The 14,282-nt window shown below is 68.0% G+C and carries 11 protein-coding genes and 1 pseudogene; 5 read left to right on the top strand and 7 right to left on the bottom strand.

The annotated features are described in order from the left end of the window. Positions 1-9: 9 nt before the first annotated feature. Positions 10-1,119, bottom strand: a complete 1,110-nt coding sequence (locus CGE01nite_RS10460) for a ricin-type beta-trefoil lectin domain protein (protein WP_229747565.1) — start codon at positions 1,117-1,119, stop codon at positions 10-12. 38 nt (positions 1,120-1,157) lie between these two features. On the opposite strand from CGE01nite_RS10460, the gene CGE01nite_RS10455 reads away from it, so the two are divergent. Then, positions 1,158-3,965: an RHS repeat-associated core domain-containing protein gene (locus CGE01nite_RS10455; RefSeq protein WP_141370765.1), complete on the top strand. Its 2,808-nt coding sequence runs from the start codon at positions 1,158-1,160 to the stop codon at positions 3,963-3,965. A gap of 1,531 nt (positions 3,966-5,496) precedes the next feature. Here the strand turns inward: CGE01nite_RS10455 and CGE01nite_RS10450 are convergent. From CGE01nite_RS10450 to CGE01nite_RS17315, 5 genes are all read right to left on the bottom strand, one after another. Beyond that, positions 5,497-6,192 carry a DUF6338 family protein gene (locus CGE01nite_RS10450; RefSeq protein WP_255318501.1) on the bottom strand — a complete coding sequence of 232 codons (696 nt, stop codon included), beginning with the start codon at positions 6,190-6,192 and terminating at the stop codon, positions 5,497-5,499. A 73-nt stretch (positions 6,193-6,265) separates the two neighbouring features. Then, a complete protein-coding gene (locus CGE01nite_RS10445) occupies positions 6,266-7,126 on the bottom strand; it encodes a hypothetical protein (RefSeq protein WP_141370761.1) in 861 nt (286 codons plus the stop codon). 332 nt (positions 7,127-7,458) lie between these two features. Further along, on the bottom strand, positions 7,459-7,791 hold the full coding sequence (locus CGE01nite_RS10440) for a hypothetical protein (RefSeq protein ID WP_141370760.1): 333 nt from the start codon (positions 7,789-7,791) through the stop codon (positions 7,459-7,461). 68 nt (positions 7,792-7,859) lie between these two features. After that, on the bottom strand, positions 7,860-8,039 hold the full coding sequence (locus CGE01nite_RS10435) for a helix-turn-helix domain-containing protein (RefSeq protein WP_141370758.1): 180 nt from the start codon (positions 8,037-8,039) through the stop codon (positions 7,860-7,862). A gap of 535 nt (positions 8,040-8,574) precedes the next feature. Continuing rightward, complete coding sequence (locus tag CGE01nite_RS17315; RefSeq protein WP_255318497.1) at positions 8,575-9,429, bottom strand: zeta toxin family protein; 855 nt, start codon at positions 9,427-9,429, stop codon at positions 8,575-8,577. On the opposite strand from CGE01nite_RS17315, the pseudogene CGE01nite_RS10425 reads away from it, so the two are divergent. Next, a pseudogene (locus CGE01nite_RS10425) lies at positions 9,416-10,655 on the top strand (IS256 family transposase). The gene CGE01nite_RS17315 and the pseudogene CGE01nite_RS10425 overlap by 14 nt on opposite strands. Positions 10,656-10,792: 137 nt before the next feature. Here CGE01nite_RS10425 and CGE01nite_RS10420 read toward each other — a convergent pair. Next, positions 10,793-11,248, bottom strand: a complete 456-nt coding sequence (locus CGE01nite_RS10420; protein WP_141370756.1) for a helix-turn-helix domain-containing protein — start codon at positions 11,246-11,248, stop codon at positions 10,793-10,795. A gap of 261 nt (positions 11,249-11,509) precedes the next feature. Between CGE01nite_RS10420 and CGE01nite_RS10415 the strand changes: the two genes are divergently transcribed. The 3 genes from CGE01nite_RS10415 to CGE01nite_RS10405 all read left to right on the top strand — a co-directional run bounded on the left by CGE01nite_RS10415 (position 11,510) and on the right by CGE01nite_RS10405 (position 14,188). Then, positions 11,510-12,019, top strand: coding sequence for an RNA polymerase sigma factor (locus CGE01nite_RS10415; RefSeq protein ID WP_170210942.1), 510 nt, complete (start codon positions 11,510-11,512; stop codon positions 12,017-12,019). Beyond that, the gene (locus CGE01nite_RS10410) at positions 12,019-12,810 is read left to right on the top strand and encodes a hypothetical protein (RefSeq protein ID WP_141370752.1); all 792 of its coding nucleotides are present in this window, start codon (positions 12,019-12,021) and stop codon (positions 12,808-12,810) included. Before CGE01nite_RS10415 ends, CGE01nite_RS10410 begins: the two co-directional genes overlap by 1 nt. A 106-nt stretch (positions 12,811-12,916) precedes the next feature. Next, positions 12,917-14,188: a chymotrypsin family serine protease gene (locus tag CGE01nite_RS10405; RefSeq protein ID WP_141370750.1), complete on the top strand. Its 1,272-nt coding sequence runs from the start codon at positions 12,917-12,919 to the stop codon at positions 14,186-14,188. Positions 14,189-14,282: the final 94 nt, after the last annotated feature.

The raw sequence follows: 14,282 nt of genomic DNA, 5'->3' as shown, positions 1-14,282 counted from the left end.
GAGCCCGCCTCACCGGCGTGACCAGACCTGGTTCGCCGACCCCGTGCACGTCCACAGCAGCACCGCGGTGCTGTTCGCGGTGAGGTTGCGGTCCACGTCCAGGCACAGGCCCGACCGCGCGCCGCGGATGGTGCCGTTGCTCTGGAACGTCCACTGCTGGTTGGTGCCGCCGTTGCAGTCCCACAGCTGCACGCGCGTGCCGGCGGTGGCGCTCGGGGGCGCGTCGAGGCATCTGCCCAGCGAGCGCAGCGTGCCGTCGGAGCCGGCGGTCCACGTCTGGTTGGCCGCCGAGTGGCAGTCCCAGATGACCAGGCCCGTGCCGTTCGTCGTCGCGCTGCCCGGCACGTCGAGGCACCGTCCCGACGACGCGCTGACCAGTGCGGAGCCGGTCGGCGGCGGCGGGGTGGTGCCACCGGCGCTGACGCGGAACAGGGCCACGCCGTGCTGGGCGACCTGCGCGGAGAGCTGGTTCGTCGTCGTGCCCGTCGCGCCCGTCCAGACCTCGCGGTACTGGTAGGTCCCGGAGCCGAGCCCGACCTGGCTCAGCGTCGTCGAGATCTGCCTGCTGCCGTTGCCGCGGTTGAGCAGCGCGACGGCCACCGAGCCGTCCGCGAGCGGCTTCGCCCAGACCTCGGCGTCACCGTCGTCGCGCACCCGGTCGGCCTGCCGGACGAGCGGGTCCTGGTCGATCGCGAGGACGTCCGGCTGGGTGAGGATCCCGCGGACGTCCGCGCTCATGCTCCTCAGGTCGTTGCCTGCGATGAGCGGTGCGCTGAGCATCGCCCACATGGTCATGTGCGCGCGGTTCTCGGTGAGGCTCAGGGCGTTGCGCACCCCGACCATCAGCATGTCGGGGTCGTTGTACTGCCCCGGCTTGGTCCACTCACGCATGGGCTCGACGATGTCGAGGGCCTCGGTGATGCCGACGAAGCAGTCGGCGGACGGGGAGCAGCCCGTCGACCAGGACGCGGACAGGTCCTCCGAGGTGCGCCACATGTCGGAGAACGCGCCCCAGCCCGAGTATGTCGGGGCGGTGTTGGAGTGCGCGCTGTTCGGGTTGATCGAGTAGACGATCGGGCGCCCGGTGGCCTTGAGGGCGTCGCGCTGGCGACGTCGCACTTTGGGGCCAGACCGACACTCCCACCAAGGCGTTCGCCGTGTTCGGCCAGGACCACGCAGCCGAGGTCCCCACCACGCCGACCAGCACGGACCTCCCATACGGCGACCTGCAGCTCACCGACGACGACGGCCGCGTGGTGAACACCGCAACCTACTCCGGCAAGGGGTGGGCCCTGACCTCCACTGGCTACGACGACACCGGGCTTGTCGTGCGCGAGCTCGACGCCCGTGCCATCGCCACGATCATCGACGCTGGGGGAGTGGCCGACCCTGACCAGTACGCCACGATCATTCGCTACAACCCAGAGATCACCGCACCATTCGCAATTACCACGGAAGTCGGTGACATCGACCCCGGCGACGTCCTGACCGTGGCGGGAACTGTGGTCACTGACGTATGGGGCCCGACCGTCGAGGTGACCTCAAGCGACGGATCGGTGACCCTGGCGCGCAAGCACACCCACGCCGACTACGACCAAGGCGCCCCCAACGACGGCGTGAACCCGCAGACCGGTCTGCCGTACCTCCTCCCGACCACGCTCACGATCCGACAGGCCGACCCCGCAAGTGGATCGAGCAACCCAGAGGATGCGTACGCACTCGGAACAGTCGTCGCGACGACCGTGCACGGTTACGCGCCCGTCGAAGACGGTGCCAGCCTGACGGGCCCGACCTCGGGGTGGGTGCTGAGCACGCCAACGACTTCGCATGTCGACGCCGACGGTGACGGCTTCGGCGGCGCCGATGACATCGTGTCGCGCACAATCCTCGATGCCGAGGGGCGCACCATCGCCTCACGTCAGCCGAACTCCGACGGGACCGATGCCGGAACGACAACGACCAGTTACTACACGGCGGGCAGCCAGCTTGGGGCCGACGCGGTGTGCGGCGCCAAGCCGCAGTGGGCTGGCCTGGCCTGCCGTACTTCGACCGCGGACGCAGCGGCGACCCCAGTCACGACGATCGCCAGCTACGACAAGTACCTGTCCGCGCAGACGGTGACCGAGGCACGCGGCACAGTGACCCGTACCACCACGTCGACGTTCGACACCGCAGGCCGGAGCGTCACCACAACTGTCGCGGTCACCGGCCTGACCTCCTCGACACCAGTTCCCACGACCAAGACCGTGTACTCGAGCCTGACCGGCCTGGTCGTCGCAACACAGTCACTGACCGGCCCGGGAGACGTCACCGACCAGGTAACCACCGGGTACGACGGCTGGGGCCGCCCGGTCACCTACACCGACACCGATGGGACGATCACGTCCACGACCTACGACGCCGCCGGGCGGGTCGCATCGAGCGCGATCGCGGGCGTGGGGACTACGACGAACACTTACGCACCTGTCACAGGTCTGCTCGTCGAGCAGTCCGCCACCGGGGTCGAGGGTTCGTTCACGGCGACGTACGACATGACCGGGCAGATTCTCACCCAGCAGACCCCGGGCGGTGTGCTCCAGCGCAACACATACAACATCGCCGGTCGTCAAACCTCGCGGACCTACGAGGTGGCCGGGTCGCCGGTCGCGACGTGGACCCAGGGCTACGACATCCTGGACCGTGTCAACGGTATCGACCTGACCGCCCCGAGCCTGTCCCGCACCCAGCGGTACACGTTCGACAACGCGGCCCGTCTCGTGAGTGCCACCGACACAGCGAACGGGTCCTGCACCCGGCGCGACTACGGCTTCGATCCGAACGGGAATCGTGTGCGGGTGGCTGCGTCGATCGACGACGGGGCGTGCACCATGACAGGTGGTACCACCAGCGCCTGGGCGTTCGACGCAGCAGACCGCGTCCAGCTCGGCGCGAACGGTGTGGGGGCGTACGTCTACGACGAACTCGGCAGGCAGACCACCGTCCCCGCCGTCGACACGCCGGCCGGAGCCACAGTCGGGGACTTGACCATCGCGTACTACGACACCGACGCCGCTCGTGGCCTGACACAGGACGGCACCACCACGACCTACCAGCTCGATCCGCGCGGTCGACGCACGACCGCTAGCTCCACCACAGGCGCGATGTCGAGTACGACGACTCACCACTACAGCGATACCTCGGACAACCCGACTTGGGCCACCACCGCCAGCGGGCCCGAGACGGCCACCACCCGGTACCTGTCCTCGATCGCAGGTGACCTGTCAGCGACACTCGCCGACGACTCCCTGTCCATTGCTCTGACAGACCCTCACGGCGACGTCCTGACCACACTCACCCGCGTCGACGACAACCTCGTCCCCGACGTTGCCAACCTGTACGACGAGTACGGCAACGCCACCACTCATCCCAACACCGGTGCCCTGACCTACGGCTGGCTTGGCGCCGAGCAACGCGCCGCCGACACGAGCGGCCTTCTCCTGATGGGCGCCCGCCTCTACAGCCCACGCACCGGTTCGTTTACGTCCGTAGACCCAATCACCAGCGGAAATACGACCGCCTACGCGTACCCACAAGATCCAGTCAACGAGTTTGATCTCGACGGGTTGGCACGAACATGCAACTTCCTATGTGTGGGCGCTGCGTTCGCAGTCAGTCTGGCGACAAACGCGGGCTGCAAGGTCGCACTCGCCTCGGTGGTTGGACTGGGCGCATTCTTCTGCAGTGGCGTCGCGCAAGGAATGAACTACCTAGCAAAGTACGTCTGGAAGTACGCTGGCGACAAAGCATTCAGCGCGCTCGCCGCCGCAGGCGAGTTCTTTAAGGGTTTTGTCTTCGGCCTGGTAAAGTTCACCGTGTTGCGAAAGCTGGGCCAATACCTACTCCGGTGGGCGTCGGGCACGAAGTACTACACTGTGGTGACATATGTCAACAAGTGGCTACTGAAGGGCCCCAAGCATGCCCGATAGCAACCCCGACTGGGCCGATCGCCGCGACCAAGAGGCGTCATCCGACCGCCAGACCCGTCGCTACGCGTGGATAATTATCGCATTTTGCCCGATATACTTGCTCCCTATGGGCCTGTTCGACCCAGGGACCTTTCAGGTTCATATCCCGTCGGGCATTTCAGATCCAATATTCTGGACGCACTATGTCATCTGGGTCGCGATAGTCGTGGTTCTCTTCTCACTCTTTCTGCTCGGACGTCGGTGGCATTGGGCTCGAGCTCTGCTGCGCTTGTTGACAAAGTAGACCCAGGACGGACTAGGGGCGGGGAAAAGGGCGATGCGCGCAGACCCTATTAGCGACGACAGCGAGCAGGACGACGACCGACTCCCCGCGGAGGAGGCGTTGCCTAACCTCCGCCTACACCCCCTCGATGACGAAGATGACTGGGACTTCGCTTTTGTCATGATCAGGCTGAAGTCTCGACAGGGCTCGGACCCTGGCTGGGCGTATCGGACCAGCAGTGCCCCGAACCGCACAGAGCTGCTTGGGGCACTCCAGATGCAGGTCGACCTACTCCGCCGCGAATTACTTGCAGAATGGGGGACGGAATAGCTTCAGAGCCCCGAGGCGCGGCTCGGATCGCCCATCGGCTTCGCGCCCAGGGGCGACGATTGCAGTCACCGACCGACGCTGAGGGCAATCGCAGTCCACGCCGGCAGTTTGTGGAGGCGCGAGTCGCCTAGCTGCGAGACCCCCCGTCGAACCTCGCTCGTCGATTCTCGGGGTTCGCGCCTTTGCTGTTCGGTAAGCCACACACAGCTCGCAGGAGCGCCCCGGCCGCTGCGGAGCGACATCGTCACGCTCTGGAAAGCAGATGCCACGGCGGAGAGCGCCTCTGATCAGGGCTACCGGACATAAGACCCATTATCGGCATGCACAAGGCGACGTGGTCGCCGGACTCAGACGCGATCGCGCGACGGTCGACGCCGCAGCCACGGCGCGAGTACTACCGGCTGTCGTCGTCGCTAGGGCGGCTGTCGCGCGCCGGCGGCACTGCCGGGGGTGTGCGTGGGGGCGCCGGGGGTCGCGCGGTGGCGACCGTGGGACGGAGACCACGCTCCTCGTAACGATCCGGGCGCCGAGTGAACTCGTCCGGGCAGATCATCTTGTCCTCAGGCACGTTCGGCGTCCGTTCGCGAAGTCGAGGTCGCTGCGGGTCCCGTGGGAGGGCGCGTCACCCGACGCTCGTCGACAGCCGCGGTGGGCGTGTAGCCCTCGTACAAGCTGTCGCTGTCGTCGTCGACGCCGCGGTACGGCGCCTGCTCGGGCGGCACACCGTAGAGGCGGCCTTCGTTGCTCACGAGGCTTGGGCCCTTTGCTCGGCGGCGGGCGTCTTCGCGACGCCAGCGGGGGTTGCCGGCAGCTTGGGGGGAGTCCCCTTGCGAGGCACGACCTCGCCGCCCGGGCCGAGTCCGCTGTAGCCCCCCGTCGAGGGAGCAAACCATCGGCCGACCTGGTGAGTCGCGACCGGCTTCGTTCGCTTCTTCCCCATCACCCGACCTCCTGCTCGTCAGCGTCGTCGTCTGCTTCAGCAGTATCGGCGTCGCCGGGAAGGAAGTCCACGGTGACCGCCCCGCTGCAGTTAATGATCATGCCACCGGGTGCGTGGCAGACGTCGGTGAACGTCCCGTCGTCGTTGATGACCCAGCCCTCCTCGACGAACAGCTCGTGGGGGTGAGGATAGGAGCTCGCGTACGAGTTGGCGCCGTAGTAGCCACCCAGCCAGACGCCGCCATCGAGGCGCACACGCACCCAGCCCACGCGGGCACCGTTCCCGAACGCGAAGTCCCAGGCCGAGGGCGTCGGGTCGTAGGGCCGGCGCAGGTGGAGTTTCGTGAGCACCCACAGCGAGGCGCGCTTGTACGGACCGCTGCTGACGAGCCAGTAGATGCAGCGCGCGACGAGCCACGGGATGACGAGCGCCAGGACGACGAACGCCACCCCGAGGAGATGCACGTCGCTGAGCGCCCGGTCCGGGGTGCGCACGTACTCGACGACGCGCTCGCCAAAGAGCAGTGCGTACACGCCGGCGAACGCCGCGGTGGCGGCGATCATGCGTAGGACGCGCGCGCCGAACTCGCTTTCTTCCGGGTCCGGTCCGGCGACAGCCCTGGTGGAGGCCTGGTAGACGAATCCGGGTACAACAAGCGTCAGGACGATCGCGGCCTGTACCCACGTCGATGGGATGGTGCGCTCCTTCGCTCAAAGATGGGGCCGTCCGCGAGCATCACCCGCCTCGCCCCCGGCACTGCCGGCGCGGCTACGCCGGCAGCGGTGTGCGGTGCGGATCGATGTAGTAGTTGACGAGCGCGGCGGTCGTGGCAAGGAGCGACTCGGTAGCGGTCCGTCTCCACCTGACGTCCGATGCGGTGCCGGCGGCATGGTGGGACAGATGCGCGAGTTCGACCGTTGCTCGCAGAAGCAGGAGCCAGCGGCGGGGCTCGGGGACGGACCGCCTGGCGCCGCTCGCTAGCTCTGCGGTCGTCGGCTTTTCCGGGATCTCCTCGCATTCGAGGAGGAGTTCGAGTGCCAGGCGGCAGCTAGCGGCGCTCTCGCGGTGCCGGTGGTTCTCAAGGTGTCGCCGCGCTTCACGCAGGTGCTCGCCGATTCTGGTCAGCCCGGAGGACTCGCCGTCGTGTCCGACGAGTGGTGTGGGCACCCGCACTGTGAGCGCGACGGCCGCGCCGAGCTGGTCGAGTCTCGCCGACCAGGTGGCGGCGTCGACGCGGTGTCGGGCCTGCGCGGTCATCGAGGGGTGCGCATCTGCGGGAGCACGTAGCCGGACCAGGGTCAGGTCCAGCTGGAGCTCGACATCGCTGGCGGGAAGGGCGTTGATGGCGGCGAGCTGGTCGTCGGTGACCATGGCCACGAGGCTGTCACTGGTGACGTCCCAGTCACGGATGGCGAGCGTAGCCGGCGCGATCGGTCCCAGGACCCGACCGGGATAGCCGGCGGACAGCGTGCCGGTGAGCATCACTAGCTCAGGGGCAGGCTGGCTTGGGCCGCGATGCCGGATCCTCAGGCGCAGCTCGTGGGAGCCGAACCCCGGAACCAGGTGGCAATCGGTGATCTCGATGGTCACCTGGTCGCCGCCACCGAACGTAAAGGCCGCAGTGCTCACGGTGACAATCAGAGCAGCCAGCGCGCCAGGTCACCGGCTGCCGCGCCGGACCGTTCGACTGGGGGCCCTGGAGTAACCGAGCAGTAGCGCCAGGCCAGGCCAGACGTCGGCGAACTCCGGGCGGCAATGTGCGCGCGCTGACCTCAGCGCGCCTGATCGCTCGCGACCCGGCGCGCCAGATGGTCGATGGCGTGTCGCAGGACCTCAGCCTCGCCGTCGCTCATTGGGTGTCGGGACGGAATTCGGAACGCCTGTTCGCCAGCGACTGTCACGGTTGCAGACAGTCGACCGGGCCACGGACTCCGCACGGCGACCGCGAGCGACTGCACGGTCTAGGGCACCGCCCGTGTCGAGATCTCTCGGGCGCCGGTGTCATCGGCAGGGCCCACGCTTACGACGATCAGAGCGCCGTCCGTGATGACATGGACGGCCAGATGCTCGTGGCTCCCGTCCGGTATCTCCGCGGCGCTGCCGCTGGCAGAGATGTAGACAAGGGGCTTCTCGCCAACGAGAACGAGGATCGCGGCGACGACCTCGTCGAACCACGGATCGTCCCAGTTGTGGACGTATCCGCTCCACAGATGGTGCCGGCCGAGGGCGCCAAGGATCGCGTCGTGGTTGGTGCGGAGCGCCTCGGGTACGTGCACATCGTCATGCTCACACACGGTCATGGGCTACGGGGACTCAACCGCCGATGGGGTCGCGGCCTGAGGTGTCGGTGAACGTCAAGGCGTCACCGAGACCTCGGCTCCGGACGTGACAAGCCGTCGGACACGGCGCGGACGAGCGACGCGTCGAATCTCAGATCGCCGGACGGAGTGGTTATGGCGTCGAGTACGCCGTCGTGCACCCACTTGTGGACCAGGTTCACGCTGACGCCGAGCATCCGCGCGGCCTCGTCCGTGCGCAGCATGTGCACCCCGGCCAGCGGCCGCAGCCCGGCACCGCTGGCTGATCGGGCCTCCTGACCCGATCGGGTGCCTCGCATCGAACCGGCCTCCCGCGCATGACGTTCCGCGGCATGCTGTGTCCTACGGTCGGCGTCACGGTCCCCCCTGCCTGTGGCGCCGACCGTCATGAGTCTGGACCGGTGCTTCGGCGCCGGAGCTCGTCGACGACGTCGGCCAAAGCGCCGCGCACCATCTGTGGGTCCGCGTGCCGTTCGGCCACGGTGGTGGCTCCCGGGCTCGGGTCGACGAGGTCGAGCTGTGCGCGAGTGACGGTGCGCCAGGCGAGCACTGCGTCGACGAGGCGGCGGTAGACGCCGGCGTCCTGCGGGTCGCGCAGCCAGGCGTCAGCCGCGGCCGCGACTCGCTCGGCGAGCCGGCCTACCTCGTCGTCGATGGCTCCTCCTCGTGGTCGTGCCGAGCGTAGTGACCCCTTGCACGCGACAGGGCCCGCACTCTCTGAGTCGAGTGCGGGCCCTGTGCAGCGTGGAGCGCTGGCGGTCACCTGCTCCGCTCGGCCGTTCGCTGGTTCGCGGTGCGTGTGCGCGCCTTGCCCTTGGCCTTGCCGGCACGGCTCGCTGCACGGCCGGCCGCAGCGGCCGCGGCAGGGGGCGTGCCCTGGTCGAGGTCGGCGGTCAGCCGTGCGTCGACGGCCGCGCGGTTGTCGACGTGCTCGAGGGAGGCGGCCAGGTCCTGGCGCCGCTCGGCCGAGTCCCACGCCGCGCTGGCGTCGGCGCGGTCCGCCGCGGCCTCGTCGAGCGCCGCGGCCGCGGTGTTCTCGTCAACGGCGCCCTTGGCCTGCCGCTCGAGCGCGTCGGCGGCCGCCGACAGGGACTGCGCGTCTGCGACCTCCAGGCTCGTCTCGGAAGGAACGATCAACCGGTCGTAGGTGCCATCCTCGAGGGCAGCGGCCAACAGCGCCCGCTTGAAGTCGTCGGCGTCAACGACCAACCACGAGCCGACCTCAGCGCCGAGCAGCTGACGTCGCATGGTGCCCTTACCGGCACCGGGTGGTCCCGCCAGGACGATGGCCGAGGGTCGGCTCCGACCTGACGCGCTCGTCCTATCCCCTAGCGCGCGAGCGACCAACTCCTCATGCAACTCCGCGCGAGCGAGTCGCGGCCGTCCCGGGCTCGCGAACCACGCACGGTTGTTGACCGTCGCGTACGGGCTGTCCACCGCGAGCAACTGGCCAGGCTTCATCAACGCACGAACACGATCAGTGGAGTCCGCCAGAGTGGTGTACCGGTAGCTCGGTGATCGTGTCGTCGTAGACGACGGCGCGGTCACCGCGTGACCCTTCGAGTGATCTCTCACAACCGACTCGAAGAAGGACTCCACGATGACCGCACCCACGAGTATCGACCCTGCCCGGTTCCTGCACGAGCAGCTGGCGCAGGCGTCCCCGGACCTCATGCGCGACCTGCTGAGCACGTTCATCGACGCGTTGTTGTCGGCCGAGGCCGACGCGGTCTGCGGGGCCGGCTGGGGACAGACCTCGCCTGAGCGGGTCAACCGGCGCAATGGCTACCGCCGCCGTGACCTGGACACCCGGGTCGGCACGCTGGACGTCGCGGTCCCCAAGCTACGCTCTGGCTCGTACTTCCCCGAGTGGCTGCTGACCCGCCGTCGACGAGCCGAAGCGGGCCCTGACGTCGGTGGTCGCGACCTGCTACCTGCTCGGGGTGAGCACCCGGCGGATGGACAAGCTGGTCCAGTCGTTGGGGATCACGGGCCTGTCCAGGTCACAGGTCAGTGAGATGTCCAAGGACCTGGACGCCCAGGTGACCGCGTTCCGGACGCGCCCGCTGGACGCCGGCCCCTACACGTTCTGCGCCGCCGACGCGCTCACGATGAAGGTCCGTGAAGCCGGCCGCGTGGTCAACGCGGTGGTCCTGGTCGCCACCGGGGTGAACGCCGACGGGCACCGTGAGATCCTCGGGGTCCAGGTCACCACCGCCGAGACTGGCCCGGCCTGGCTGACGTTCTTCCAGGACCTCGTGGCCCGCGGCCTGAACGGGGTCAAGCTCGTGACCTCTGACGCCCACGCCGGGCTGGTCGCCGCGATCGGGGCGACCCTGCCAGGGGCGACCTGGCAGCGATGCCGGACCCACTACGCCGCCAACCTGATGAGCGCGTGTCCGAAGACGTCGTGGCCGGCAGTCAAGGCGATGCTGCACAGCGTCTACGACCAACCCACCGCCAAGGATGTCCAGGCCCAGTTCGACAAGCTCCTGGACGCCGCCGTCGACAAGCTCCCCGACGTCGCCGAGCACCTGGACGCGGCCCGCGCTGACGTGCTCGCGTTCACAGCCTTCCCCAAGGACCTGTGGCGACAGATCTGGTCGAACAACCCCAACGAGCGCCTCAACCGCGAGATCCGCCGCCGCACCGATGTCGTCGGGATCTTCCCCGACCGCGCCTCCGTCATCCGCCTCGTCGGCGCGGTCCTGGCCGAGCAGCACGACGAGTGGGCCGAAGGACGCCGCTACCTCGGCCTCGAGCTCCTCGCGAAAGCCCGCATCACGATCGTCCCCGGCGACGAGGAGGTGACCGATCCGCACCTCGCCCTGACAGCCTGACCAACAGGGTCACGCCCGAACCGCTACACCACTACCGAGGACTTGACCACACGATCCCGGTGCTCATGCAGGCGCACGTCATCGATCACCAGGTCACAGATCTCCAGCCGCACGCCGCCGCAGGCAGTAGCTCGCCGTCACTTGCCGGCGCTCTCCCACTTCTGCAACGCGAGCTCGTAAGCCTCGCCATCGATCAGCCCATCACGCAGAGCCCGCACGACCGTCTCCTGCCACTCCCCCGGCTCGTACGTCGACCAGTCGTACCCGTCCCCGGACGCGCTCGGTCGGTACTCCCAGCGCGCCAGCTCGTCGACGAGCTGGTCGCGCGTGAGCTCACCAGCGCTGTACCGCTGAGCAATCTCGTACGGGGTCGCACCCGAGAACCCAGGCCGGACATCCGGCACGGTCTCAGCCCGCTGCAACGCCTGCGACACCGAGGGCTGCGCGATCCCCAGCTGACGCGCAAGGTCCGTCTGACGCATCGTGCGCGCCACCAACCGCAGCGCACGGAAGTAGTCCAGCCGGTCGATCTCCTGCCGACTCCGAAGACGCCGCAGCGTCCCGACGTCCGGCGTGTGCTCCAGCAGTGCCACCGTCCACCTCCTCGATATAGGACAGCCTATACCGGAGGGTCCCATACGCGCCACGGACCGCTGCGTGCGCCTGGCGGACCGCTTGGGGCCGGCCGAGCAGGCGCGGGCCAGCGCCTGAGGTTGCGCAATGGGGTGAGACCCCACTCCGCTTCCACTCGCGCTCCGGAGTGCGAGTGGCAGATGTAAACAGAAGACAGGTATCCAGGTGTCACAGTGGGTGTGAACGAGACATCCGTCGTACCGACCGGGGGTGAGCCAGCCGTGCAGCTCGTCCAGCCTGCGAACGGTGTCGAGTCGTTCGCACGGGCGCACGGACCCGAGCTACGACGCATCGCGATCGGAATCTGCCGAAACGTCGACGCGGCCGACGACCTGGTACAGGACACCCTCGCCCGCCTCCTGCAGAAACACGAAGCCTTCGCTCGGGCGACCAACCAGATGGGGTACGCCCGTACCGTCATGGTCCGCATGTACCTCGACGGGCGGGATCCCCACGTCCACGCTTCCACGTCGGTCGAGCTGACCGTCGACCGATCGGCTGCCCAGCCGTTCGACGAGATCGAAGGGATCGACGCCGTCATCCAGATGGTCGCACTGCTCAGTCCCCGCGCCCGCGCGGTGCTTGCGTTGCGGTACGTCGCCGACCTCGACGACAAGGAGATCGCGTCGACGCTGGGTGTCACTCGCAGCACGGTGCGGGTCACAGCCCATAGGGCCCTGACCCGGCTCCGCGTCACAGGAAAGTCCGCCGTGCCAGAAGGAGGCCGATGATGAGCTGGACCGAAGCTGAGTTCCGTGACGCGTACCTCAAGTCGGTCGAGCGTGATGACCGATCCACCCTCGCACCGAAGATGGACCTCGCCGCCGTCGGCACCACCGAACTGCGTGTCGTGCGTCCGCGCTCGCGAAGCAGGTGGGCACTGCCCGCGGCCGCACTCATGGTCGCGGCGATTGGTGTGGGCGCGGTGGCCACCGGAAGCCTCCTGGGCGGGGCCCGCGACTCACACACTGCGGATAGCGCACGCTCGACACCCCCGCCGCCCTCGCCATCGAGCAGCGCCGCTGCGACCAAACCGGCCGACGCAGGCACGGGCGCCATGGCACCGATCGTCGGCGAAGACGTCCCGAACGCGGCGGGCCCATGGGCGCACGACATCTACCCGATGCTGAGCCTGGTCGTGCAGGAGAACGGCGACCTCTTCTCCTACATCGGCATCGACGCCAAAGGCGACATCGAGCTGGGCGCCACAGACGTCGACGCGGCACAGCCACTGGTCACATCGGCGCTAGCCGAGTCCCCGACACACACGGCCCTCGCCGACCGGATCCACGTGGTCGAGACGACTCGCAGCGCCCAAGACCTCTACGCCATCGCTCGTGAGCTCGGCGAGGATCCCACGTTCCAGGCCCTGTCCGCGGGAATGTCGTACATCGACAGCGAGTCGGACAGACTGATCATTGCGTTGCTCGACGCGCCCGACGACTTCCGTCGAATGCTGGCCGAGCGCTACGGCGCCTCGGTCGCGATCGTCCTGGCGTCGAGCTCGGCCGGGCTCGAGTAGCCGGCGACGGCCACGCTCAGGCAAACCACTCGAATGGATGAAGAACGGGCAGTACACGAGGGCTAGCGTCATGGTGCCACAGGTGCACGACAGCCGAGGAGAGGCCATGGCAGGACGCCGTCGGGTGCAGTTCGGAGTCGCGTTGGTGGGGGTCGCGGGCCTCTGCCTCGTGTGCGGGACGAGCGCCGGAGCCGCGGACGATGTGCCGTTCGCACCTCTGGTCCCCGAGCAGACGGCCTACCAGGTCGGGACCTGGGCGTCCGACATCTATCCCGAGCTTGACCTGCTCGTTTCGACGCACCTCGACGATCTGGCGTGGGTGAGGACAACCGCCGAAGGGACGCTCGAGGTCGGGGCACCGAACACGAAGCTCGCCGAGCGGCTGGTCGGCGAGAAGCTGAGCACTCTGAAGGTCCCGGCAGCCGCAGCCGCAAAGGTCGATGTCGTCCCGGCGAAGCGCAGCGCACGGGAGCTTTACGAACTCATGAGCGCGCTGATGGACGAGCCCGATTTCGTCGAGCACGGCGCCGGCATGGGGTACATCGACCCGGAAAGCGACGGTGTGGTGCTGGACATGCTCGAGGCGCCAGACGCGTTTCGCAAAGACCTGTACTCCAAGGCGGGCGAGAGCGTGTCGGTCCAGCTGGTCGAGTCTGGCGTCAGTTTGGAGTCGGGGCCGCAGCGCGACAAGGACCGTTATGAGTACTGGGGCGCTTCGTCGGCCTACATGTTCTCCGACGGCTACCGGTACACATGCACCGCAGGTGTGCCGATGGTTCGTTCCAACGGCGACCACATCATGGTCACCGCTGGACACTGCACCGAGATGGCTGCGTCACTGAACGTCTACTCGAAGGCGGGCGACGGCACGTACACGAACCTTGTCGGCAACACGTACGGGCTCACAAGTACGTTCCGAGTGAATGTTCCCAACCGCGGCGACATCGGGGCCTGGAAGAACAATGGGAGCGAGGGCCGGATCTGGATGGGCGGGGCAACGGGAACTACGAGCGCAGCCATCAAGGCGACGCACCTGGGCACGCCTGACCCCAACGTCGAGCTGTGCTTCTCCGGGACCATCTCCGGCGTCCAGTGCACGTTCCGCGTGACGGGCGGCGGCCGCTTGATCCACCAGGACGTCGCCGGCGGAATACCCTGGGACATCTACCCGTTGGTTGAGGTCCGCTCGACGAACGCTTGCACCACCAACGGCGACAGCGGCGGACCGTGGTTCAACACGGTTACGGGCGGGGTGCGCGTGTACGGGATCCATAGTGGCAAGGCCGCTGCGGACGGCGTCGGAGGCGTCTGCCGCAAGCTCTACACGCCGCTCTGGAACGCGACCGACCTGTATGACGCGACGGTACTGACGGGCTGACCAGGTCTCGGCACAGGCGGGACGGAGGCCGTCTATGTGTTGGTGCTGCGGCTCTGCAGGGAACAAGTGGTGTGCCGGGCTTCCGCCCGGGGTG

It is taken from the genome of Cellulomonas gelida (genome assembly GCF_006538725.1).
Taxonomy (GTDB): domain Bacteria; phylum Actinomycetota; class Actinomycetes; order Actinomycetales; family Cellulomonadaceae; genus Cellulomonas; species Cellulomonas gelida.
This window is presented reverse-complemented; position numbering and strand designations above follow the sequence as displayed.

Excerpts from the sequence above, each read along its gene's own strand:
- CGE01nite_RS10435 (WP_141370758.1), bottom strand. The coding sequence starts at position 8,039 with ATGCTGCGCACGGACGAGGCCGCGCGGATGCTCGGCGTCAGCGTGAAC.
- CGE01nite_RS10410 (WP_141370752.1), top strand. The coding sequence starts at position 12,019 with ATGAGCTGGACCGAAGCTGAGTTCCGTGACGCGTACCTCAAGTCGGTC.
- CGE01nite_RS10405 (WP_141370750.1), top strand. The coding sequence starts at position 12,917 with ATGGCAGGACGCCGTCGGGTGCAGTTCGGAGTCGCGTTGGTGGGGGTC.